At 62.0% G+C, this 24586-nt stretch carries 19 protein-coding genes; 10 read left to right on the forward strand and 9 right to left on the reverse strand.

Going from position 1 to position 24586, the window contains the following annotated elements; all coding sequences use genetic code 11:
- Nucleotides 1–51: 51 nt before the first annotated feature.
- Entirely contained in the window at nt 52–831 is a 780-nt protein-coding gene (locus tag VSX58_RS18540) for an acetoin reductase (protein ID WP_327619385.1), read from the forward strand.
- A 30-nt stretch (nt 832–861) separates the two neighbouring features.
- Here the strand turns inward: VSX58_RS18540 and VSX58_RS18545 are convergent, their stop codons facing one another.
- From VSX58_RS18545 to VSX58_RS18575, 7 genes are all read right to left on the reverse strand, one after another.
- The gene (locus VSX58_RS18545) at nt 862–1653 is read right to left on the reverse strand and encodes a lipoyl protein ligase domain-containing protein (RefSeq protein ID WP_327619386.1); all 792 of its coding nucleotides are present in this window, start codon (nt 1651–1653) and stop codon (nt 862–864) included.
- 17 nt (nt 1654–1670) lie between these two features.
- Entirely contained in the window at nt 1671–2792 is a 1122-nt protein-coding gene (locus VSX58_RS18550) for an acetoin dehydrogenase dihydrolipoyllysine-residue acetyltransferase subunit (RefSeq protein ID WP_327619387.1), read from the reverse strand.
- Nucleotide 2793: 1 nt separating this feature from the next.
- Nucleotides 2794–3813, reverse strand: coding sequence for an alpha-ketoacid dehydrogenase subunit beta (locus VSX58_RS18555; protein ID WP_327619388.1), 1020 nt, complete (start codon nt 3811–3813; stop codon nt 2794–2796).
- Nucleotides 3814–3843: 30 nt separating this feature from the next.
- Complete coding sequence (locus VSX58_RS18560; protein ID WP_327619436.1) at nt 3844–4770, reverse strand: thiamine pyrophosphate-dependent dehydrogenase E1 component subunit alpha; 927 nt, start codon at nt 4768–4770, stop codon at nt 3844–3846.
- Nucleotides 4771–4917: 147 nt separating this feature from the next.
- Nucleotides 4918–5997, reverse strand: a complete 1080-nt coding sequence (locus VSX58_RS18565; RefSeq protein ID WP_327619389.1) for an ATP-NAD kinase family protein — start codon at nt 5995–5997, stop codon at nt 4918–4920.
- Nucleotides 5998–6154: 157 nt separating this feature from the next.
- Nucleotides 6155–8143, reverse strand: coding sequence for a sigma-54-dependent Fis family transcriptional regulator (locus VSX58_RS18570; protein ID WP_327619390.1), 1989 nt, complete (start codon nt 8141–8143; stop codon nt 6155–6157).
- A gap of 466 nt (nt 8144–8609) precedes the next feature.
- The gene (locus VSX58_RS18575) at nt 8610–10124 is read right to left on the reverse strand and encodes a M81 family metallopeptidase (RefSeq protein ID WP_327619391.1); all 1515 of its coding nucleotides are present in this window, start codon (nt 10122–10124) and stop codon (nt 8610–8612) included.
- 235 nt (nt 10125–10359) lie between these two features.
- On the opposite strand from VSX58_RS18575, the gene VSX58_RS18580 reads away from it, so the two are divergent.
- From VSX58_RS18580 to VSX58_RS18600, 5 genes are all read left to right on the forward strand, one after another.
- Entirely contained in the window at nt 10360–11952 is a 1593-nt protein-coding gene (locus tag VSX58_RS18580) for an ABC transporter substrate-binding protein (RefSeq protein WP_327619392.1), read from the forward strand.
- 60 nt (nt 11953–12012) lie between these two features.
- A complete protein-coding gene (locus VSX58_RS18585; RefSeq protein WP_327619393.1) occupies nt 12013–12954 on the forward strand; it encodes an ABC transporter permease in 942 nt (313 codons plus the stop codon).
- A 19-nt stretch (nt 12955–12973) separates the two neighbouring features.
- Complete coding sequence (locus tag VSX58_RS18590; protein WP_327619394.1) at nt 12974–13852, forward strand: ABC transporter permease; 879 nt, start codon at nt 12974–12976, stop codon at nt 13850–13852.
- A gap of 69 nt (nt 13853–13921) precedes the next feature.
- Entirely contained in the window at nt 13922–15598 is a 1677-nt protein-coding gene (locus tag VSX58_RS18595) for an ABC transporter ATP-binding protein (protein ID WP_327619395.1), read from the forward strand.
- Between the two features lie 35 nt (nt 15599–15633).
- Nucleotides 15634–17049, forward strand: a complete 1416-nt coding sequence (locus tag VSX58_RS18600; protein ID WP_327619396.1) for an amidase family protein — start codon at nt 15634–15636, stop codon at nt 17047–17049.
- Between the two features lie 13 nt (nt 17050–17062).
- Here VSX58_RS18600 and VSX58_RS18605 read toward each other — a convergent pair whose 3' ends face one another.
- Nucleotides 17063–17761 (reverse strand): GntR family transcriptional regulator, encoded by a 699-nt coding sequence (locus VSX58_RS18605; RefSeq protein WP_327619397.1) that lies wholly within the window; start codon nt 17759–17761, stop codon nt 17063–17065.
- Nucleotides 17762–17900: 139 nt separating this feature from the next.
- On the opposite strand from VSX58_RS18605, the gene VSX58_RS18610 reads away from it, so the two are divergent.
- From VSX58_RS18610 to eutR, 4 genes are all read left to right on the forward strand, one after another.
- A complete protein-coding gene (locus tag VSX58_RS18610) occupies nt 17901–19004 on the forward strand; it encodes a phosphotransferase (protein WP_327619398.1) in 1104 nt (367 codons plus the stop codon).
- Complete coding sequence (locus tag VSX58_RS18615; RefSeq protein ID WP_327619399.1) at nt 18997–20358, forward strand: aspartate aminotransferase family protein; 1362 nt, start codon at nt 18997–18999, stop codon at nt 20356–20358. The genes VSX58_RS18610 and VSX58_RS18615 overlap by 8 nt, the downstream gene beginning before the upstream one ends.
- A 250-nt stretch (nt 20359–20608) precedes the next feature.
- Nucleotides 20609–21967 carry an aldehyde dehydrogenase family protein gene (locus tag VSX58_RS18620; RefSeq protein ID WP_327619400.1) on the forward strand — a complete coding sequence of 453 codons (1359 nt, stop codon included), beginning with the start codon at nt 20609–20611 and terminating at the stop codon, nt 21965–21967.
- Between the two features lie 216 nt (nt 21968–22183).
- Nucleotides 22184–23221 (forward strand): HTH-type transcriptional regulator EutR, encoded by a 1038-nt coding sequence (eutR, locus tag VSX58_RS18625; protein WP_327619401.1) that lies wholly within the window; start codon nt 22184–22186, stop codon nt 23219–23221.
- A gap of 10 nt (nt 23222–23231) precedes the next feature.
- Here eutR and VSX58_RS18630 read toward each other — a convergent pair whose 3' ends face one another.
- A complete protein-coding gene (locus VSX58_RS18630; protein WP_327619402.1) occupies nt 23232–24269 on the reverse strand; it encodes a LacI family DNA-binding transcriptional regulator in 1038 nt (345 codons plus the stop codon).
- Between the last annotated feature and the right edge of the window lie 317 nt (nt 24270–24586).

The raw sequence follows: 24586 nt of genomic DNA on the forward strand, positions 1-24586 counted from the left end.
CGCCATGTCTCTCACCGTTTGTTTGCACGATTGCACAGGAGAAAGCTAACGATGAAACTGAACAACAAAGTGGTGCTGGTAACGGGCGCGGCGCAGGGCATCGGGCGCGCCATCGCCCTGCGGCTGGCGGCCGAAGGAGCCGGGATCGCGCTCGTCGATATGAATGAGGAAAAGCTGGAGCGGGTGGCGCGGGAGATTAGCGCGCTGGGCCGGGACGCGTCCCTCTTTGTCGCCGACGTCAGCCGTCGCGATGAGGTTTACTCCGCCATCGATCATGCGGCCGGCGTCCTCGGCGGTTTTGACGTCATGATCAACAACGCGGGGATTGCCCAGGTGAATCCGCTGGCGAGCGTCACCGAAGAGGAGGTCGCGCGCATCATCGGCGTCAATATTAATGGCGTGCTGTGGGGGATCCAGGCCGCCGCGGCGAAATTTCAGGCGCTGGGCCGCAAAGGGAAAATCATTAGCGCCTGTTCCATCGCCGGGCATGAAGGGTTCGCCATGCTGGGCGTCTACTGCGCGACAAAGTTCGCCGTACGGGCGCTAACGCAGTCGGCGGCGAAAGAGTACGCCGGCGCCGGCATTACGGTGAACGCCTATTGTCCCGGCGTGGTGGGTACGGATATGTGGGTGGAGATAGACCGCCGGTTCGCGGAAATAACCGGGGCGGCCCAGGGCGAAACCTATCGCAAGTTTATTGACGGCATTGCGCTGGGGCGGGCGCAAACGCCGGAGGATGTCGCCGCGCTGGCGGCGTTTCTCGCCGGCGAAGACGCGGATTACATCACCGGGCAGTCGATCCTGAGCGACGGCGGCATGGTTTACCGCTGAGCCGGACGACCGCAGGGCGCCGAACGCGGCCTACGGACGCGGGCGGCGCTCGGCAAAAGGCGCCGCCCGCCGGCTGACGCAGCGGCCAAGCGCCTGCGCCACCCGCAGGCAAAGGTCGGGCGGCGAAATCTCATCCCGGCGCATCCGGGCCATATCGATGGTTTTCGACGCATCGTAAACGCGTCCGCTGCCCAGCAGGCGTTCGAAATCGTTGCACCAGCGGTGCACTTCGGGCAGATCCACCGCCACCAGCAGCACCGCGTGCGCCAGTACCCGGTGGCGCCGCGGCCCGTCGTCGCCCGGGGGCAACGGCTGCCAATATTGCGCGGTGCCGGCGATTTTGCGCGCGGCGGCGCCCGCGCCGCAGGCCAGGTTAAAACGGCCGTCGCAGAATGAACCGCTCACCGCCTGGCAATGCGCGCGCACGCCGCAAGAGCGCAGGGCCGCGCGCAGAATGTCGCACAGGTGGAGATAGACCGGAATAGCCGCCTCGCCCAGACTTTGCCGCAACGGGTAGGCCAGGCTGAGATTGATGATGCCGGCCCCCTGCGGCACCAGGCCGCCCCCGGAGCGGCGCAGAAAGACCGGGCATCCCCGTTCGGCGAATCGTTGACGCACCTGCTCCAGCCGCGGGTAACGGGTATAGCTTCTCGGGATCACCAGCGAGCGGGGCGCCTGCCAAATCTTGGCGACGGCCGCGCCGGCATCGGCGTGAGTCAGCAGGTCGCTCTCCGCGCTTGTCGGATCGTCGCAGGTTAAGAGCTCATGGCGCAGCCAGTGAAAATGACCGCAGCGTTGCGCCGCGGTCGAGGATTCCTGCATTCTTTACCTCCATCTCCTTACAGGCTACGCAGATGTTGCAAAAGCAGCTGATTGACCTCGGCCGCTTTTTCCATTTGCGGCATATGGCCGGCGCCGTCGAGAATTTCGATCCGGGCGTTGGCCGGCGCCTGTGCGGCATGCCGAGCGGGAATAATCCGATCTTCCGCGCCCCAAATCAACAGCAACGGAGCGGCGGATGCGTCCAGCCGTCGGCCGGGCAGCGTCGACTGCCGGCCGTCGGCGAACAGGCTGCGGTGCAGCGCGTTCAGGGCCTCGGCGACGCCGTCGAGCCGTTTGTATTTCAGCAGATCGTCCAGCATCTGTCTGCTGACCAGGGACGGGTCGGCGAACAGCAGTTCGATGACCGGTTTCAGTTCGCGCCGCGACTGGGCGTTGATAAATCCCTCGCCGTAGCGCGGATTGATCTCCTCGCCGAAGCCCGCGCTGCCGATCAGCGCCAGCGAGCGAGCGCGGGCAGGGTGCTGCAGCGCGCATTGCGCGGCAATCGCGCCGCCCAGCGAGTGGCCGACCAGATGGGCCGAGGGGATCGCCAGCGCGTCCATAAACGCGGCGACGAAGTCGGCCAGCGGCGCGAGTTGCGTACCCGGCAGGGTCGTCGCGGACTGGCCGTGTCCCGGCAGATCGAACGCCACCGTCCGGTAATCTTCGGCCAGCGCGTCCATATTGAATAGCCAGTTATCCAGATCGCCGCCGAAACCGTGGATAAACAGCACCGTCTGTTCGCTTTCTCCCCGGCTGGCGTAACGGATGCGCAGGCCGTTGACCTCGATGAACGCGGCGCTTTCCCGTTCGCTCTCGTCATCCTCGCCGCTATCGGCCGGCGGGATCCAGGCGGCGATCCAAGCGTCGATCGCCGCATCGTCGACCTCCGGCGCGGCCAGCACCCCCAATAGCGCTTTTACCGGCAGTACATCGCCGGGCTGCGCCACCTTACGCCGCAGCACGCCGCTATCCGTGGCCTCGACCGCGCTGGCGATTTTATCGGTCTCCACATTGAGAATGGGCATGCCCGGCGTGATGCCGCTGCCTTCGTCGACCAGCCATTCGTTAACGGTGCCTTCGCGCATCGACAACCCCCACTTGGGCATGACGAGCGGAATAATAGCGTGATCGTTCATATCAATGTCGTCCTTTATGGCTGAGGGTACGTTGTACGGCGTCAACGATGCGCGCCGCGCTGGGGAGGTAGCGATCTTCCAGCGCCGGCGAGAAAGGCACCGGCGTATGGGGCGCGCACACCATTTCGGGCGGGGCTTTCAGCGCGCCGAACGCCTGCTGCGCCACCTGGGCGACGATATCGGCCGCGATATTGCAGCGCGGGTGCGCCTCGTCGACCACCACCAGCCGGCCGGTTTTTTCCACGGTCTCCAGAATCGTATCGAGGTCGAGCGGAGAGAGGGAGCGCAGGTCGACGATCTCGGCATCGATGCCCTGTTTGCTCAACTGCGCCGCCGCGTCCAGCGCCCGATGCGTCATCAGTCCGTAGGCGATGATGGAGACATCGCGGCCGTCGCGCAGAATGCTGGCTTCGCCGAAGGGAATGGCGTAGGGGGTTTCCGGCACCTCGCTTTCAAAACCGTATAAATTCTTATGTTCGCAAAAGATCACCGGGTCATTGTCGCGGATAGCCTGAATCAGCAGCCCCTTGGTGTCATAGGGATTGCTGGGGCAAACGACTTTCAGCCCCGGAATGTGGGTGAAGAGCGGCGTCAGCATTTGCGAGTGCTGCGCGGCGGCGCGGAAGCCCGCGCCGACCATGGCGCGGATCACCACCGGCGTTTGCGCTTTGCCGCCGAACATATAGCGGAACTTGGCGGCCTGATTAAAGATTTGATCGAAACAGACGCCCATAAAATCAATGAACATCAGTTCGGCGATGGGGCGCATGCCGCAGGCGGCGGCGCCTATCGCCGCGCCCACATAGGCGGATTCCGACAGCGGGGCGTCCAGCAGGCGTTCGCCGTGTTTGGCGTACAGTCCTTTGGTGACGCCGAGCACGCCGCCCCAGGCGTCTTTTTCGCCATCGGCGCCCATGCCGCCGATAATATCCTCGCCAAGCATAATGACGCTGGGATCGCGGGCCATTTCCTGATCGATTGCCTCGTTAATGGCGAGTTTCATACTCAGTTTACGAGCCATATCCGTTCTCCTGTTGAGTGAAAGTCATCTTCAGTAGCTGACGTAAACATCGGTCAGCAGGTCGCGATCGCCGGGATCCGGGGCGGATTTGGCCGCCTGCACCGCCTGTTCGATCAGCGCGGCCACTTCGCCATCGATGGCGCCGAGCTCCTCGGCCGTAATCGTTCCGCTCTGCCGCACATGGGCGATGAAATGTTTCAGGCAATCCTGATTTTTGCGAATCGACTCCAGCTCGTCCGGCGCCCGATAGGTTTGCGCATCGCCTTCGAAGTGGCCGAAGAAGCGCACCATCTTGCACTCCAGCAGCGAGGGGCCGCCGCCTTCGCGCGCGCGGCGGATAAGCTCGCCGGCGGTTTCATACACGGCGAAGAAGTCGGTGCCGTCGACGGTGACGCCGGGAATGCCGAAGCCGGCGGCGCGATCCACGTAGCTGTCCACCGCGGTGGCGTAGTGGCGTGAAGTGGCTTCGGCGTAGCCGTTGTTCTCAATAACGAAGATCGCCGGCAGGTTCCACACGGCGGCCAGATTCAGGCTTTCGAGAAACATGCCCTGGTTGGCGGCGCCGTCGCCGACAAAGGAGATGCCGATCTCCCCTTTACCGCGAAATTTGGCCGCCAGCGCCGCGCCGCAAACCAGCGGCGCGCCGGCGCCCAAGATGCCGTTGGCGCCCATCATGCCTTTGCCGAGATCGGCAATGTGCATCGATCCGCCTTTGCCGTTACAGGCGCCGCCGGACTTGCCATAGATCTCTTTCATCATGGCGCCGACATCCACGCCTTTGGCGATGCAGTGGCCGTGGCCGCGGTGCGTGCTGGCGATGCGATCGCCGTCGCTCAGCTGGGACAAAATGCCCACCGCCGTGGCCTCCTCGCCGGCGTACAGATGGACGAAACCGGGGATATCGCCGCGTGAAAAATCGACGTGCAGGCGCTCTTCAAACTCGCGAATGGTGCGCATCAGGCGGTAGGCGCCCAGCAGCGCTTCGCGGGTCAGCGGCGGGGACGCCGAGCGAGGAGGGGTATCCGCGCCGTTTAGCGCCGGGTCGTTTATCGATGGATTGCTTATAGACGAATTGCTCATAGTCAATCTCCAAACAGTGGGGGGTTAAAGCGGGCTGCCTTTATCGCCGGCGGCGTCCCGCAATAGCGCGTTTGCGGCGGCGTAATGCAGACAGGCGTTGACGTCGATGGCGCGGAAAGCCTGTTCGCGCAGCGACACCCGGACCTTATCCTGCGGGCCGAACAGCAGTTCGCGCTCGCCGTCAAGGGCGATAACGCCGCGCCGCAATAGCGGGGAATCCGCCGCGCCGCCGGCGATAGGCCGCCAGCGGGCGACGGGAATCGGGCGCAGCACGCCCGGCGCGACGGGCGCGTTAACCACCGTCCCGCCCGGCCCGAACGTCAGTTTGAGTCCGCCGGGCTCATCGCGCGCCACCGGCATCAGCAGGCCGCCGATGGCGGAGAGTCCGACGGCGTGCGGTTCGGCGAAACTGAGGTAGAGCTGCGACAGCCGGTCGGTATGCCAGATCGAACGGCTTCCCACCAGGCGTTCCGCCAGAATGGCGGCATCGACGATGGCGATATCGCGGCGCGCGTCCGGCCGGTTGGCGTTGATGGAGACATCCAGCCATTTATTCCAGCGCAAGGCCCGCGCCGGCGGCACCTTGCCGCTGACGTACAGGCCGATCGCCAGGCCGACGATCGTCGATTCGCGCGGTTCGGGCCAGGCGTTATTGGTGCCGGTGGAGATCCCGGCGATGGGTACCGCGCCGCACTCCCTGGCTACCGCCCGGTGGGTGCCGTCGCCGCCGAGCACCAGGATGGCGCTGGCCGCGGAGGCGCGCATCAGGCGCGCGGCCTGGAAGGTGTCGTTCACCGTGGACCTGGGCTCCATCGCCAGCCAGCTAAGCCGGGGCAGCGGGAAGTCGCAGCGCCGGCTCAGCATGCGGGTCATCGTCGCCTGCAGCCCCTCCCGGTCTGGCATCATGCGCGCCTCGCGGATCCCGCAGGCGCCCAGCGCCGCCAGCAGGCGAAATAGCAGATTGGCGCGATCGGATAGCGTCAGGCTGCCGGCATGGCCGACCACGCGCCGGACATCGCGGGCGGAGGCCGGGTTGGCGATAATGCCGACCCAGCCCGCCGATGGGGAGGCGTCAGCCGTAGGCGCATTGGCGTAATCAGACATGGGGAAAACCTCTTGTCATCAATTACCATGGCTATGGCAAATAGTGGGCCAACTTTAATTAATTAATAAAATCAATGCATTATTTGATTTTCGCCATCGGGGAAAGGTTAGCGGGCGCGGGAATGATACAGGTGTCACCCGTCCGGCTGAGACAGTATTAGCCGCGGGAGGACGCCGACTGATTGGGCGAACGGATGCCTAAACGCTGCATACGGCGGTAAAGCGTCATGCGGCTGATCCCCAGTTGACGCGCCACCGCGCTGTGGTTCCACCGGGCGGCCCGCAGGTATTGCATCAGCAGCATGCCTTCGGGAGAGACGGGCGTTTTTTCCGCGTCAGCGGTTTCGCCGGTTTCATCGGCCATCATCGCCGGCGGCGCGGCGCGGGCGGGCAGGCAAATCTCTTCCGGCAGATCGTCCGGATTGATGCAGCCGCTGTCGCAGACGGCGCAGGCGTACTCCAGCACGTTGCGCAGTTCGCGCAGATTGCCCGGCCAGCGGTGCTGATGCAGGCGCTCTCTGGCCTGGGCGGAGATCACGCAGCGCCCGTCCGACAAAATGGTGTCGATCAGCCAGTCCGCGTCGCGGCGCTCGCGCAGCGGCGGCAGGGTAATGCGCGCCCCGTGCAGGCGGTAATAGAGATCTTCGCGAAAGCGCCCCTCGGCAATCAGCCGCTCCAGCGCCTGGTGCGAGGCGGAAATCACTCGGATATCGACCGGAACCGGACGCGTCGCCCCGACGGGCAGCACCTCGCGTTCCGCCAGCACCCGTAGCAGGCGCGTTTGCATTTCCAGCGGCATATCGCCGATTTCATCCAGAAACAGGGTACCGCCGTCGGCTTCCTGAATCAGACCGCGTCTGGGCCTGTGGCCGGCGCCGGAGAAGCTGCCCGGCATGGCGCCGAACAGTTCGCTTTCAATCAGCGATGCGGGAATGGCGGCGCAGTTAACGGCGATAAAAGGGCGCTGGCGGCGGCGGCTGGACTGGTGCAGCGCTTTGGCCAAATACTCTTTGCCGCAGCCGGTTTCGCCGTGGATGAACAGATTAACCGCGGTATCGACCAGCTTCATCGCGCGCTGCAACTGCACCTGTAGCGCCGGATCGCCGCCGCTGAGCGCGCTTAACGGCGCGGGAAGCGCCGTCGCGGCGGACGGCGTCGCCGCACGTCCGTGACGGCGGCCGGCGGGCTGCTGCGCGGTGAGGAACAGCGGGCGACGGCCGTTGGCCAGACGGATGGTGCGCTGTTGCGCGCCGCGGGTATTGATATAGTGCGGCAGCCGGTCGAAATCGAGGTCGAAAATTTGCTCGAAAGTCCGGCCCAGCGCCGGGCTAGCGCCGTCTGGCGGCGGAGGCGGCAGTTGCAGCTCATCCAGCAGTAGGCGCTGGGCATGATGATTGTGGCCCACGACCTTTCCGTCGTCGTCAAAGGCGATCAAATAGTCCGGGCTGATATTGACGAACGGATAGCCGGCGCTGAGCTTCAGTATCCAGTCTCCGCGGTGCAGGTGTTCAAAATAGGCGTTTTCAATCTGGCCGGCGTAGATGCCGGCGATTTGCATCGCCAACTGTTGGCTGGATTTAGGCTGAGGCGAACTGAGCGCCGAAATATCCAGCACGGCGTGCAGCGGCCCTTTTGGGTCGAACAGCGGTACGGCGGTGCACGTCAACGGAATGTGGGTGGCGTCGAAATGGTCATCCTGATGAACGGTGAGCGCCTCTCCCGTGGCTAAAACCGTTCCCACGGCGCAGGTGCCGGCATAGGTTTCCGACCATTCGGCGCCGAGAAACAGCCCCGCGCGCTGCAGGCTGATTTCGGCGTTGGCGTCGCCGAGATAGTCAACGGTAATGCCCTTGGCGTTATTTAACAGCACGACGTAGCCGGCCGGCGCGATTTGGTGAAACAGCCGCTCTATGCCGTGGTGGGCGATGCGCCGGAACTCCTCGAGGTTCTCCTGGTGCGCGCGCAGTTCGCCGGTCGTGAGGATACGCGCATCCTGCATGCGGCAGGGGTCCAGGCCATAGTCGTCGACGCAGCGCCGCCATGACTCGCGGATCCTTTGATCGTAGCGCCGCGTAGCGCTGGCGGAGACCTTGCCGCTAGTGGTTTCGACCACCGTATCGATATGTTTGCGCTGATGCTGGTTCACCGTCCTGTACTCCTGAATTTACCGCTTCGCCCGCCGTATGCGCTAATAACGGCGGCCGCGGCGATCGTTATCGTACAGACTGTTAACAAAAAATTAACACTAAGCCTATTTCATCTGCGCCATTTTTTCTGTGATCGAATGCAAAGGGTGGAACAGCGGGCGGGAAACGACGTGATGCAGCTCAGACTAATGTGCCTGAACCGGGGGGGCGGACGCTCGGGAAGCAGAATATTCTCTGGTAAAACGGCGTGACGCCGTATGATTTTCTCTATTGACGTCGGCGCGTCTTCATTAGGCGCGGATGGGATGCGGCGTCATTCGCCCGAGCGCTTTACCTGCGCGACCCCGCGCCGAGATATGGCGCGGCGGCGAGTGAACCGCTCCATGTCGGGCGCAGGCGACGACCGTCGCCGAACTCGACGATGGCGGATATGCGCAAAATCCTTGCGGTGCTGACAGAAATTATTTATCCGGGTTGATGGGATTTTCCCGTGTTAAAGGGGAGGCCCATCGGCATTAACCGCAAACCGTCGGGCAGATGCCGCCAGGGCAACGTCGTCAGATCCACGGGCATAAAACCCGGCGCGGCGGCGACGATAATTTGCGCCGCAATAGTGGAAAAATCGGCCCGGAAATGCACCGCGCTTTTGACCACCAGAATATCCTGCTCGGTGGTTTCGATACCGGCGAAACGAAACATCGCCTGATCGGCCAATTGCGCCTTGTGGCTGGCGACCACCACACGGACGTTATCGATCTTTAAGCAGGCGCTGGGGCCGAGATCCATATCGAAGCCGCCGAAATAGGGGCCGGTGGCCTTGAAACGGCCGGACATAATGCGTTCAATAAAGAAATCCGCGGTAAAGGGTTCGTCGTCTTTCAGGCCAGAGTGTCCCCCCAGCGTCAGGGTGACGCTATGGCCGGCGCCGGCAGCCTCGATATCCTTCATCGCCGCCGGGTCCACCATCAGACCGATGGCGGCGTGGTTCGCTTTGTTCCGCACCAGCGCCCGCAGCATTCCCGTGGTATCGGAATTGCTTCCCGCCCCGGGGTTGTCCTGGGCATCGGCGATCACTATCGGACGCGCCCCTTGCGCCGCCTGACTCATGGCATAGCGCACCGCCTCATCCGGCGTGTAGGTTTTATCTGTGAAGCGGGATTCGGCTGCGCACACCGCCTGAAACAGCGTATCGGCCAGCCGTTCCGCCTGCGCCCGATCCGGGGCATAGGCCCAGATCGCCGGCGTACATTCGGCAAAATCCGCCGCCGGAAAGCCCATGGCGAAGGAGAGATGCGTCTGCGCCGTTTCCAGCGCCGCCAACTGCTGATACAGCTCGCGGGCAGGCGCAATATCGGTACATTGCCAACTAATGGGAATCAGAAACGGGATACGGCGTACGGCTTTGGCCGGCTTGCCGCCCGTCGCCAGATGACGCATCAGCAGATCCCAGGCGCGCACGCCGGTGTCGGCCATATCCACATGAGGATAGGTGCGGAAGGCCGCCAGATAATCAGCGTTATCCAGCATGGCCTGAGTGACGTTGGCATGCAGGTCCAGGCTGGCCACCACGGGAACGTCCGGCCCCACCAGCGCCCGCACCCGTCGCAGCAGCTCGCCCTCGCCGTCATCGAGGTGTTCGGCCACCATCGCGCCGTGCAGATCCAGATAAACGGCGTCGACGGGCAGCGCCGAACGGATACCGGCAAGAATCAGATCGGATATCCCTTCAAAAGCGTCGCGGGTGACCGGACCGGAAGGGCTGGCCGCCGCCCATACCGTCGGGATCGCTTCATCGCCGTGCGCCAGCGCCTGGGCGACAAAGCCGGCGGCGGGAATATTCTTGCCGCGTATAGCCGGCCATACCGCATCGCCTTGCGTCAACCCCGGCCAGCCGCCGCCCTGCTCGAACATCCGCCAGTCGGCGGGGCTGGGGGCAAAGGTGTTGGTTTCATGCTCAAAACCGCCATATACGATACGCAATGTCTTCTCCTCGCAGTATTGGATTGATACCCGCCCGATGTGGCGGCGCGGTTGCACCGCGCCGGTGCGCAATAGCGAAATCAGGTGAGCAAAATTGCACCGGTAGCGCGCAAATTATCGGCAGGAATCAGGTTTGAAAGCTGGAACGATAATTGCTTTTGTCTATATCGTCGATTGTCGACAATGTCCTGTCAGAGGATAACGCCATTTCCATCAATTGATCCAGGAGCTTTACATGACCAGTTCGAGATTACCGCTACGGCGTTATGTCCGTTATGCGTTAATGGCTGCATCGCTAGGGTTCAGTTCGACAGTAGTTCAGGCCGAAACCGTTAATGCCGTGATGCACGCCAGCCTGCGCGCGTTGGATCCCAATATCACCACGGCCTATATCGTGCGCGACTATGCCTACATGGTTTATGACACGCTTCTGGCGCTTGATGCCGATAATAAAATCCAGCCGCAGATGGCGGAAAAATGGGATGTATCGCCGGACGGCAAAACCTATACGTTCACACTGCGCGACGGATTGAAATGGCATGACGGCCAGCCGGTCACCGCCGCGGACTGCGTGGCGTCCATCCAGCGCTGGGCGCAGTTGGATAAACTGGGACAGGTGATGAACGGCCTGCTGGACAATATGCAGGTTATTGATGATAAAAGCTTCTCCATGACATTCAAACAGCCGACGGCCATCGCGCTGCAGGCGCTGGCCAAATCCAGCGGCGTCGCGCCGTTTATGCTGCCCAAACGTCTGGCCAGCCAGCCGCCGGGCGAACCCATCAAAGAAGCCATCGGCTCTGGCCCGTTCCGCTTCGTCGCCAGCGAATACCGTCCCGGCGTACAGGCGGTATTTGAGAAATTCGCCGACTATGTGCCGCGCAAGGAGCCGGTCAGCGGGCTGGCGGGCGGCAAGGTGGTGAAGGTCGATCGGGTTAAATGGATCTCCATGCCGGATACCATGACCTCGGTGAATGCGCTGCTCTCCGGCGAGGTGGATTTCATCGAGGACTTACCGATGGATCTGTTGCCGATGCTGGAGAACAATGACGAGGTCACGCTGACCGAATATAAGCAGCAAGGCTCGCAGAATGTGGCCCGGCTCAATTTCCTCCAGCCGCCGTTTGATAACAAGCTGATACGCCAGGCCGCGCTGGCGGCGATGGATCAGGAAGCGGTTTTGCAGGCGCAAAGCGGCAATCCAAAATATTATCACACCTGTCCGGCCTACTTCGGCTGCGATACGCCGTACGCCAGCACGCAGGGTTCCGAGCTGCTGGTGAAAGGCAATCCGGCCAAGGCCGCGGAGCTGCTGAAGCAGGCCGGGTATGACGGTACGCCGGTCGTTATTCTGCACGCCACGGATGTGCAGTCGCTGGCGGCGATGCCGCCGGTATTCGCTCAGTCGCTGCGCCAGGCCGGTTTTAAAGTGCAGCTACAGGCGATGGACTGGCAGACCGTGACGGTGCGCCGCGCCTCAAAAGAAAAACCCGCCAACGGCGGCTGGAACATTTTCAGCACTTACAACACCATCGCCGACATCTCCGACCCGGTGGGATCGATCACCGTCGCCGCCAACGGGCCGCAGGCCTGGTTCGGCTGGCCGGATATTCCCTCCGCGGAAGCGCTGCGGTTGAAAATTGCGTTGAGCACCAGCGACAGCGAGAAAAAACAGTACGCCGAAGCATTGCAGAAAATTTTGCTGGATGAGGTCGCCGCCATTCCGCTGGGCGAGCGTTCGGTGGTCACTGCCCGGCGTGCGAATGTCAAAGATCAGGTGAATACCACCGTGCCCGTTTTCTGGAATATGACCAAAACCGGTCGTTAAGCCCGCGCTGTCCGGCGGCAGCGCCGGACAGCTTGTTTCCGACACGATAGGTAACTCACTATGCCACGATTTATTTTACAACGTCTGGCGGCCACGCTGCCTGTATTGTGCATCGTCGCGGTCATCGTCTTTCTGCTGCTGCGCCTGACATCCGGCGATCCGGCGCTGATTCTGGCCGGCGACAGCGCGACGCCGGAGCAGTTGGAAAAGATCCGTATCTCAATGGGGCTGGACAAGCCGGTGCTGCAACAGTTCCTTATTTGGGTGAGCGGGCTATTGCACGGCGATCTCGGCGTATCGTTGATTTCCGGCACGCCGGTATCCGCCATGATCGCCGATCGTTTCGCTCCGTCGCTGGCGCTGTGCCTCTCCACCATCGTGCTCGCCGTTATCGTGGCGATCCCGCTGGGCATCATGGCGGCCTGGCGACAGGGTAAGCCGCTGGATCGCCTGATCATGGCCGGTTCGGTGATCGGCTTTTCCGTGCCGGTATTTATCTTCGGCTACGTGTTGATTCTGGTATTCGCCCGCTGGCTGGGCTGGCTGCCGGTACAGGGTTACCGGGCGATGAGCGAAGGCTTATGGCCGTTTCTGGAGCGGTTGATTCTGCCGACGCTGGCGCTGAGCACCGCCTATATCGCCTTGATCGCCCGTATCGTGCGCACCAGCGTGATCGAAGTGATGGGGGAGGATTTTATCCGTACCGCGCGCGCCAAGGGGCTGAAGGAGAGCGGGGTGCTGATTCATCACGCGCTGCGCAACGCGGCCGTGCCGATCGTCACTATCATCGGCGTCAGTATCGCGATGCTGATCGGCGGCGTGGTGGTTACCGAATCGGTATTCAATATTCCGGGTCTGGGCCGTCTGGTGCTGGAGTCGGTACAGGCGCGCGACTATCCCATCATTCAGGCGCTGATTCTGATCTTCTCCGTGCTGTATATCGTCATCAATCTGGTTATCGATCTGCTCTATGCCCTGATTGATCCGCGTATCCGTTATTAAGCTGAACAGGAGGATGACCATGAGTTCAGAAACCTCGGTAGTGCCGGCGCAGTCGTCAGGCGGGATATCGGCCCAGCTTCGGGCCGGATTGCTGACCTGGCCGGTGATGATGGGCGCCTTCGTGCTGCTGATGGTGGTGGCGCTGGCGCTGCTCGCGCCGTGGATTAGCCACTACAACCCGATCGATATCGATCCGTCGCAGCGGCTTAAAGCGCCGTCCGCGCTGCACTGGCTGGGCACCGACGCGCTGGGGCGCGATATTTTCGCCCGCGTGGCGTTCGGCGCCCGTCAATCATTGGTGGTCGGTCTGGGAGCGGTGTGCATCAGCGTGGTTATCGGGTTGGCTATCGGCGTGGTCGCCGGCTATTTTCGCCTGGTTGACGCCATCGTCATGCGCGTGATGGACGGGGTGATGGCCATTCCCGGCATTCTGCTGGCCATTGCGCTGGTTTCCCTCTCCGGCGCCAGTCTGTTTACCGTGCTGGTGGCGATTTCCATTCCTGAAATTCCGCGCGTGGTGCGCATGGTGCGCAGCGTCATCATGGGCGTGCGCAACGAATCCTACGTCGAGGCGGCGGTTATTCTGGGGACGCCGGTTCCGGTCATTATGTGGCGGCACATGCTGCCGTCGACGGTGGCGCCGCTGATCGTACAGGGCACCTATATCTTCGCTTCCGCGATTCTGACCGAGGCGATTCTGAGCTTTCTCGGGGCGGGCATTCCGCCGGAGATTCCGTCGTGGGGCAACATCATGGCCGATGGCCGGGTCTATTTCATGATGCTGCCGGGGATGATCCTCTACCCGGGGATTCTGGTGTCGCTGACGGTATTGAGCGTGAACGTGCTGGGGGATGCGGTACGCGATGCGCTTGACCCCCGGATGGCGAAAAGGCTGTAACCACGCGCAGATGTTTAGCGCGACGGCATCTGTTCTATAACGGCAGGCTTTACAACAACAGGAGAACCCATGGAGCCAATTAAATCCTCTGACGCGCCTCGGAGCGCCGCCCCGGTGCTGGATGTTCAGTCGGTTACCGTCAGAACCGGCCGCGGCGCAACGGGCCGGGCGGTGGTGGAGCAGGTATCCTATCAGGTATATGCCGGCGAGACCGTCTGTATTGTCGGCGAATCCGGTTCGGGGAAATCCGTCACCTCGCTGGCGATTATGGGGCTGCTGCCGGCCGGAGCGTTGTCCGTGACGGGCGGCCGTATTCTGGTGGACGGCGAGGATGTGGTGCAGGCCAGCCCGTCCCGCCTGAGAGCGCTGCGCGCCTCCACCGTCGGCATGGTGTTTCAGGAGCCGATGACCGCGTTGAATCCGGTGCAGAAAGTGGGTAAGCAGATCGATGAGGTGCTGCGCATTCACACGCAGCTGCCCGGCCAGGAGCGCAGGCGGCAGATTATGGCGATGCTGACGGCGGTGCACCTGCCGGATATTGAACGTATCTACCACAGCTACCCGCATCAGCTCTCCGGCGGGCAGCGCCAGCGTATCGTGATTGCCATGGCGCTGATTCTCAAACCCCGGGTGCTGATTTGCGACGAGCCCACTACCGCGCTGGATGTCACCACGCAGAAACAGATCCTGGCGTTGATTAAAGAGTTGCAGCTCAACCAGCAAACGGCGGTGGTGTTTATCACTCATGATTTCGGCGTGGTGTCGGAAATCGCCGATCGCATTGTGGTGATGAATCGTGGCACGCTGGTGGAAAGCGGCAGCCGCGACGACATTCTGGTTCGCCCGGTTCAGGAATACACCCGCATGCTGGTCTCTTCGGTGCCCAGCCTGCTGCCTCGCCACGTTTCCCGGCCTGCGGCGCCGGACGCCATCGAAGTCATCGGGCTGGACAAAATTTATGAAGAGAAAAAATTCATGGGCGCGACCCGGCGAGTGGTGGCCGCCAACAACGTTAGCTTCCGTATTCGCCGCGGCGAAGTGCTGGGGGTGGTGGGCGAGTCCGGTTCGGGAAAGTCCTCGGTGGCGCGCTGTCTGGTGCGGTTACAGGAACCGACCAGCGGCAGCATTATGCTGGGAAATGACGATCTGGTGAAACACCGGGCGGGGGAGATGCGCCGACTGCGGCGGCGGATACAGTTTATCTTTCAGGATCCTTACCGCTCGCTGAATCCGCGTCGCACGGTGGGCGACTCGCTGATTGAGGGGCTGATCAACTTCGGCACGCCGCGTCGGCAGGCGCTGGATACCGCCGCCAACGCGTTGGAGATGGTGGGGCTGTCGGCAGACGTTATGTCGCGCTATCCGCATCAGTTTTCCGGCGGGCAGCGCCAGCGTCTATGTATTGCGCGCGCGGTGGTGATGGAGCCGGACGTGCTGGTGGCGGATGAGGCGGTATCGGCGCTGGATGTTTCGGTACAGGCGCAGGTCTTGGAACTGCTGGAGGCGATCCGCCGGCGCACCGGCGTCGCCATCCTGTTCATTACTCACGATCTCCGGGTCGCGGCGCAAATCTGCCACTCCATCGTGGTGATGAAAAAAGGCGAGATCGTCGAGGCCGGCGATGCGGTTACGGTACTGAGCCATCCCAGCCACAGCTATACGCGCGCGCTGATTGACGCCGCGCCGGGGCGGGATTGGGACTTCCAGAATTTCTGTCCGGCAGGCGCGCATGCCGCATCCTGCTGATGTTCGCGTTTTTCCAATGAAACAAGGAAACCTGTATGAAAACGACATCCGAACTGTGGCGACTGTCGGCCAACGAAATCGCCAGTTTGATTCAACTGCGCGACATCAGCGCCCGGGATGTTGCGCAAGCCTGTCTGCAACGTCTGGAAGCGGTGAATCCCGCCATTAACGCGGTGGTGGATTACCGTCCGGAGGATACGCTGGCGCAAGCGCGAGAAGTGGATCGAAAGCTGGCGGCGGGCGAGCCGGTCGGCCCCCTGGCCGGGGTTCCGGTCACCATCAAGGTCAATGTGGATCAGACGGGCTATGCCAACACTAATGGTTTGAAAGCGCAGAAAAATCTGATCGCCACGCGCAATAATCCGGTGGTTTCCAGCCTGCTGTCGGCCGGCGCGCTGAGCATCGGGCGCACCAATACGCCGGCGTTCAGCTACCGCTGGTTCACCGATAACCAACAGCACGGCGCCACCTTTAATCCACGCAACGCCGCGCTGACGCCGGGCGGCTCGTCCGGCGGGGCGGCGGCATCGGTGGCGGCGGGGATCGCCGCTATCGGACACGGCACCGATATCGCCGGTTCGATCCGTTACCCGGCCTATGCCTGCGGCGTTCACGGTCTGCGTCCTTCGTTTGGCCGCATTGCCGCGTATAACGCGTCCGGCGCCGAGCGCACCATCGGCGGACAAATAATGGCGGTCTCCGGGCCTATCGCCCGCAGCGTGGCGGACCTGTCCCTGGCGCTGGGCGCCATGTCGGTCGGCAGCGTCGATGATCCCTGGTGGGTGCCTGCGCCGCTAAACGGACCGGTCATGCCGCGTCGCGCCGCGGTTTGTCTGCGCCCCGACGGCATCGATACCGCGCCGGAGATCTGTCGGTCGCTGCTGGAATCGGCGGATAAACTGCGCGACGCGGGCTGGATCGTCGACGAAGTGGATGAACTGGTCTCGCTGGAAGAAGCGGTGGCGATTCAGATTACGCTGTGGATGGGAGATGGTTATGCCGGCATGGTTGCCGCGGCGGAGCGGGAAGGCGATCCCGGCGCCATCGCCGCGCTGGCCGGGCAGAAAGCGCTTGCCGAGCAAATCGGCATCGCGGATTTTTCGCAGGCGCTGTCGCGTCGCTTGGGCATCGCCCGCGAATGGGGCGCATTCCTGCAACAATACCCGGTGGTGCTGCTGCCGGTGAGCGCTGCGCTGCCCTTCGCCAATAATCTGGATTTGCAGGGCGAGGCGGCCTATCGGCACGTGTGGCGCTCGCAGCTGCCGATGATCGGACTGCCGGTCACCGGCCTGCCCGCGCTAAGCCTGTGTACCGGTTATCTGCCCGACCGGACGCCGCTGGGCATTCAGATCGTCTCCGGGCGTTTTCGCGAAGATCTGTGTCTGGCGGCGGGGGCGGATATTGAGGCTCGCGGCCCGCGTTTGCCGCTGGCCGACGTTTCCGACCGATAGGCATCGCGGGGCGTCAGTTGATGACGGCGTCCCGCATCCTTTGCTGTTGCAGCCAGTCCGACAGCTTTTTCCCTTCGGTTTCGTTATGCAGCCAAGCTTCCTGCGAGGCGCGAGGCCCGTCGCCGGCCAGCAGCGCTTCGACCATCGGCGTGTGCTGGGAAAAGATATCGGAAGGGCCATCGGCGGTATAGACATTGCTGGTCATAATGTACAAACGCACCTGCTGCTCCACCAGCGTGTACTGATGATCCAGCCGTTGGTGATTGGCGGCCTTGACGATGGTGTGGTGCAAGTTCATATCGCTTTCGCTGATGTCGCCCATGTCGCCCGCCGCGCAGTCGTCTTCCAGACGTTGATAGGCGCGCTCGATGGCTTGGCGCTGTTCCGGGTCTGGGTGTTCCGCCGCCAGACGCGCCGCCAGCCCCTCAAGACTGCCGCGCAGCGTCCACAGCTCCCACACGTCTTTGATCGAGAGCGAGGTGACTTCCCAACCGGTATAGGGGATCTGCACTAAAATGCCTTCCCCGGACAGACGCTGAAACGCGCTCCTTACGGTGGCGCGGCCTACGCCGAGTTGTTCGGCCAGCGCGGTTTCGGTGAGGCGATCGCCGGGTTTGACCGCACCGGAAAGAATGTAGCTGCGCAGACTGTCGGTGGTCTGCGCCTCGATTGAATTTTTCGTCAGTGGCTTTAAGCGGGAACGTTTCATCATTAACGGCTAGGGGCGCTCAGGAATCAGTAATGGGCGAATTATATAGGTGCCGATTGGCGATTGTCGACTCTACGCTTGCTTTGTGTCGTACAATTGTCGACAATCGACAATATCGGGGTTAACGGGGGATCGAGTCAATATGGCGAGACATACGGACAATATCGATATCGCGGTGGACGACAGCGGCTTGACTACCGGATTTATCAGCATGAGCGATGACGAAGCATCACGGCTTGCCCGATCTCACTACGGCATTGAGGGGCAGGTGCGGCGTCTGGATACCGAAAAGGATGATACGTTTAGGCTGACGGATAGCGATCGCCGGCGGCAATATATTCTCAAGGTCGCCAATCCCGCCGAGCCGGCGGAGGAGATCGATTTGCAGGGAGCGCTGCTGAATTTTTTGCGGCAAAGGGACGCGGCTTTACCGGTGCCCGCGCCGGTAGCCGATATTCAGGGCAACACGATGGCGCGCATCACCGACGCCGCGGGTCAACAGCGCTATGTTCGCTTGCTGACCTATCTGGAAGGGACGCCGTTGGACAGCGTCGAATCTTCTCCCCGGCTGCGGGAACAGGTGGGGGAGGTGCTGGCCCGCCTGCGGCTGGCGATGGCGCGATTCGAGCATCCCGCCGCGCATCGTATTCTGTTTTGGGATGTGAAAAATCTCGCCAATCTGCGACCGCTGCTGGCGTCGGTTGAAAATAAAGAACAACAACAGCTTCTTAAGCGCGCAATGGCGCGTTTTCTGCCTCTGTCCGAGCGTATTCAATCGCTGCCTTGTCAGGTATTGCACAATGATTTTAGCCAGTCGAATATTATCGTCGATCCCTGCCGCCGCGATTTCGTTACCGGCATCATCGATTTCGGCGATACGGTCTACACCGCGGTCGCCGTCGATGTCGCCACCGCGTTGCTGAATCAATTGCCGCGAGACGCCGCCGTCAACTCGCCGGACGATCTGTTCGCGCAGGGGCGCGATCTGCTGCGCGGCTACCTGCGCCGGGCGCCGCTCAGCCGTGAGGAACTGGCTTTACTGCCTCATCTGGTGATGGGGCGCGTGATTGCCCGGGCGCTGATTACGCTATGGCGCGCGCGGCGTTTCCCGGACAACGCCCGCTATATTTTGCGTAATACCGAGCCGGGCTGGGGACAGCTGGCCTGGCTGCTGGCCCGATCCAGCGACGAACTTTCGCAAACATTTATGTCGATGATTCCGTTGTCAGGAGAACACCATGACTGATTCCCATACAAGCCGCGGCAAGATGGTCAATGCCTTTAATCCCGATAATCTTGACCATCTTGAACCGGCCGACCGCGCCGCCGTTGAACGGCGCATTCGCCTGCTTGGCCCGGCCTATCGGCTCTTCTATCAACAGCCGGTGGAGGTGAGCCGGGGGCGGGGCGTGCGCCTGTACGATCGCCACGGCAATGAATATCTCGACGCTTACAACAATGTGGTATCGGTCGGACATGCCCACCCCCGGGTGGCCGATGCCATTAATGACCAGATGCGCAAACTCTGCACCCATACCCGCTATATTCAGGACGGCATTCTGGATTATGCCGAACAGCTGCTGCCGACGTTCGGCGGCAGAATATCGGCACAGGGCCATATGATGTTTACCTGCACCGGTTCGGAGGCCAACGATCTGGCGTTGCGTATCGCCCGCCACTACACCGGCCGGCAAGGGGTGATCATTACCTCCGAGGCCTACCACGGCAATTCATTCTTGACTTCCGGTATTTCGCCGTCGCTGGGGGGGCATTCGCCGCTCGGCCAATGGGTGCGCCGCGTGCCGGCGCCGGACGCGTATCGTCTGTCCCGCGCGGAAATGGGGCGGCGCATGGCGGAACAGGTCGCCGCGCAGATCGCCGAATTACAGCGCTACGGAGAAGGCCTGGCGGCATTTATCGCCGACTCGGTGTTTTCGTCCGACGGCATTTATACCGACCCCACCGACCTGCTGGCGCCGGTCGCGGAAGTGGTGCGCGCGGCCGGCGGGTTGTTTATCGCCGACGAAGTTCAGTCCGGGTTCGCCCGTACCGGCGATACGCTGTGGGGCTTTCAGCGCCACGGTATCGATCCGGATATCATTACCATGGGGAAACCGATGGGCAATGGCTACCCGGTGGCCGCGGTGGCCGTCACCCATGAAGCCGTCGAGCGTTTCGGCAGCGACCAGCGCTATTTCAACACCTTTGGCGGCAACTCGGTGGCTATCGCCGCCGCGCAGGCGACCTTTGATGTGATTCGCGACGAGAAGTTGCAGGAAAACGCCCAGCGGGTCGGAGAATTTTTACGCGCTGGCCTGCGCGACATTGCCCAGCGTTATCCGCAGATTGGCGATGTGCGCGGCGCCGGACTGTATATCGGCGTCGAAATGGTCAGCGATCCGGAGCGCAAGACCCCGGATGCGCCGTTGGCGACGGCGATTGTCAACGGGCTGCGCGAGCGCCGAGTGTTGATATCGGCCACCGGTTACTCCGCCAACGTGCTGAAAATTCGTCCGCCGCTGGTCTTTTCGGAAGACGACGCCGGCCAACTGCTCAGCGAAACGGAAGCGGTGCTGGCGCAGTTGATATCACGAGGGTGATTCGGCGCCGGGCGGCGTTCTACCACCGATGATGACTCTTTTACCTCTACCGGGCGATCGCGCCGATTGCCCCTTCCAACAGGGTTTCCCTCCGCGTTCGACCGCCGGCCCCGCTATTTAAGTGATCCGCTTCAACCTTTTATTCCCCTTGCCGAAATTTGTTATTTCCTTTGGCGAATTGTTGACAGAATCATGTCAGGACAGTGAGGCGACGCCGTGGCAAACGGCATAATCAAGAGGGGAAGCGAGTATGGAACAGCTATCGATGGAAAAGGTCATGCAGATACCGCAAGCCGGCGTGTTCGACTCGCTGGACGATGCGGTCTACGCCGCGACGATGGCGCAGAAAATGCTCAACAGCATGGCCCTGCGTCAACGGGTTATTGATGCGATGCGCCAGGCGGGAGAACGCTATGCGCAGGTGCTGGCGGAGATGGCCGTCGCCGAAACCGGCATGGGACGGGTCATCGATAAATATACCAAAAACGTGTCGCAGGCGCGCGGCACGCCGGGGCTGGAGTGTCTGAAGGCGGAAGTGTTGACGGGCGACAATGGATTGACCCTGATTGAGAACGCCCCCTGGGGCGTGGTCGCGTCGGTAACGCCCTCCACCAACCCGGCGGCGACGGTAATCAACAACGCCATCAGTATGATCGCCTCCGGCAATAGCGTGGTATTCGCCCCGCATCCGTCGGCGAAAAAAGTCTCCCTGCACGCCATCAGTCTGCTGAACCGGGCCATCGTGGCGGCGGGCGGGCCGGCTAACCTGCTGGTCAGCGTGGCGAACCCCGATATCGAAACCGCGCAGCGGCTGTTTAAGTATCCCGGCATCGGCCTGCTGGTGGTGACCGGCGGCGAGGCGGTGGTGGAAACGGCGCGTAAGCATACCGACAAACGCCTTATCGCCGCGGGCGCGGGCAATCCGCCGGTGGTGGTGGATGAAACGGCGGACCTCGCCCGGGCGGCGCGCGCTATCGTGCGCGGCGCCTCTTTCGACAACAACATTATCTGCGCCGATGAAAAAGTGCTGATCGTGGTTGAAAGCGTCGCGGATGCGCTGCTGGCGGAAATGCAGCGTTATCAGGCGGTGCTGCTGAGCGATGACGAAGTCGGGCAGCTGTTGCCGAAGCTGCTGTCGAATATCGGCGCAAACGGCAAAGGGGTGGTCAACCGCCAGTGGGTCGGCCGCGACGCGGCGAAAATCGCCGCGAGCATCGGACGCGAAGTCGGCGAACAAACGCGTCTGCTGCTGGCGGAAACCGACGCCGCGCATCCGTTCGCCGTTACCGAAATGATGATGCCGGTATTGCCGGTGGTGCGCGCCAGGAACGTGAAGGAAGCGATCGATCTGGCGGTGAAGCTGGAGGGCGGATGCCAGCATACCGCCGCGATACACTCCACCAATGTGAACAATATGCACCATATGGCCAGCGTCATGAATACCAGCATCTTCGTGAAAAACGGCCCCTGCATCGCCGGCCTGGGTCTGGGGGGCGAAGGCTGCACCTCGATGACCATATCGACGCCCACCGGAGAAGGCGTGACCTCGGCCAGCACCTTTGTCCGCCGGCGCCGCTGCGTGATGGTGGATATGTTCCGTATCATATGATGCGGCAGCGTGGTTGAAACGGCGGCCTAAGACGGCGGGGCGCCGCGACCGGAATTAAGGAGGAGATAGGGCGGCGCCGACGGCGCAAGGTATCGTCGGCGTCACGTTAATGCGCCCGCAGGTGATATAGAGTTGACCCCATAGGTTTCTAGGCGCCGGATCGCGACGATCGGCGATATTGCGGCTACCGTTACGGTAATTGTCGAGGAGCGTACCATGACGAACCAACGCCCCAGCTTGCATACTCTGGATGCCATGAATTACTCCTCCGGGCCGAAATCGGCGTCGCGCACCGAGGATGAACATGTACATCAGCGCCATACGCAGGATGTCTATGCGCAGTCCTGCGCCATTACCGCCTGGCAGCAGCTTTACGATCAGGTTCGTCCCGGGCATTTTCGCGGCGAGCTGACGGAACTGCTGTTCGACGGCGTGCAATTCTGCCACGAATACACCAATCTGGCGCTGCGGCAATCCTGCATGGTGTGGCCGCAGGCGTTTTGGCTGGGGATCCCCGTCGCGCGCGGCGAGATAGGCGCCATCGGCGCGCAGCCCATCGACCAAGGCTGCGTCGCGCTAAGCCCGGGCGGCCGGGAGTTCGAGCTGAGTACGCCGAACGAATACGCCATCCTGGGGGTGGTGATCTCCTATGACGCGCTATTGAAGCATACCGGCATGCTGGCGGAGCAGGCGCGCTTCTTTCAACTGTTGCGCGAGCCCGCGGCGCTGGCGGTGGATCCCGACAGGAAAGCGGCCTTATGCGCTTTCATCTATCAGGCGCTTCGCCATGCCCGCCGGGATCCGCAGGGGATGCGCGGCGTCGGCAAGGTGCTGAATGATAATCTGTTGACGGCGATGATCGCGCTGTTGGAGAGCGCCTGCCCGCCGCCTTCGCGCGCGACCGAGCGGCGGACGGGCTACCGGCGCCTGGTCTCCCGCGCGCGGGAGTATGCGCTTAGCCGGACGTCGGAGCCGGTGACGGTTCCCGATTTGTGCCGGGAGCTGTTTGTCAGCCGCCGAACTTTGCAGAATGCCTTCTGCGAGGTTTTGGGCGTCGGGCCGAACGCCTGGCTGAAGATGATCCGCCTCAACGCGGTGCGCCGCGAGCTTATCAGCCCGCTTTCCCGCTGCGATACGGTGAAGGACGCCGCCATGCAGTGGGGGTTCTGGCATCTGAGCCAGTTCGCCAACGATTACCAGCGCCTATTTAATGAGAAACCCTCGGCGACGCTGCGCATGCGGCTGCGGGCTTAGGCGCGGCGCTTCAGCCGGCGCTGGAACTGCGGATCACCAGCGTGCCGGGAAAGGTTTTTTCCACGATGGGGCCGCTGTCGCCGCGGATGCGTGACAGCAGCTGCTCAAGCGCCGCGCGGCCGATCTGGTAGGTCGGCTGTTTGAGCGTGGTGATGCCGGCGACTTCCGCCCACTCCATATCATCAAAGCCCAGAAAGCCGATATCATTTCCCCAGTTAAGGCGCAGTCGGCGCATTGCGCGGGCGATTTGCAGCGTCAGGGCGCCGTTGGCTGAAATCACCGCTTTGCGCATCCCGCGGTGGTTCTGACAAAAGGTATGCAGAATATTATCCAGCCGCTCCCTGTCGTTTAACGGCACGTCGTTATGGCAGGCCACTAACGACGGATTGCTGCGCATAATCTGCTGAAAGGCCGCCAAACGCTCCTGACGGGTGTTGACCAGTCCCAATGGCTCGCTAAGGAATAAAAACGCCTCGAATCCCTGTTCGATCAGGTGCGCGGTCGCTTCGGCGGTCGCCGCCGGGTTATCCAGTCCGACCATATCGCACGATAATCCGGGAATTTTGCGGTCGATCAGCACCATCGGCAACGAAGAGTGCTGCAGCCTGGCGAAGGCGTCCTCGCGCATTCCCACCGCGTTTACCACGATGCCCTCGACGCTGTAGCTGCTGAACAATTGCAGATAATGCCGCTCCTGATCCACCTCGTTATTGGTGTTGCACATCAGCAGGGTAAAGCCGTGCTTTTGGCAGGCGTCCTCCACGCCGCGCAGCACATCGACGGAGTAAGGATTGGTGATGTCCGCGATGATGATGCCGATCAGCCGGGTTTGTCCCTTTTTGAGGCCGCGCGCCATCTGGCTGGGGCTGTAATTCAGCTGGCGGATGGCATTTTCGATGCGTCGTTTAAGATCGTCCGATAAGAGATGCTGCTCGCCATTCAGATAGCGCGACACGCTGGTTTTCCCCGTCAGGGCCGCTTTGGCTACGTCGCTGATTGTTGTACGGTTTCCCTTACTTCTCACCACGATATCCTCTGGATATGACATTTTTACAGCCTATCACAACCGCTCCGCGTTTCACGCCGGCGGGCCGGCATTTATCGCGACTTTTGATCAAGTATCCGTACGGGCTTCACTCCCGTCAGCCGCACCGAGTTCGGCCTCTTGGTTACATTTACGCCGGGTCGCGGCAAAACCTGGATTCCCGCCGTGGCGTTAACCGACAGGGAAAACCCGCGGGGCGGGAAGCGCAATATTTAATTATCTTATTGAAAAATAATACAAAATTAAATATTGCTGTGATTTTATTCACATTCTGTTCGCGGCGATATTTTTAATGGAACCGATTCCCATTTACTATAGCC

Source organism: Brenneria populi (assembly GCF_036016195.1).
GTDB classification, from domain to species: Bacteria; Pseudomonadota; Gammaproteobacteria; order Enterobacterales; family Enterobacteriaceae; genus Brenneria; species Brenneria populi.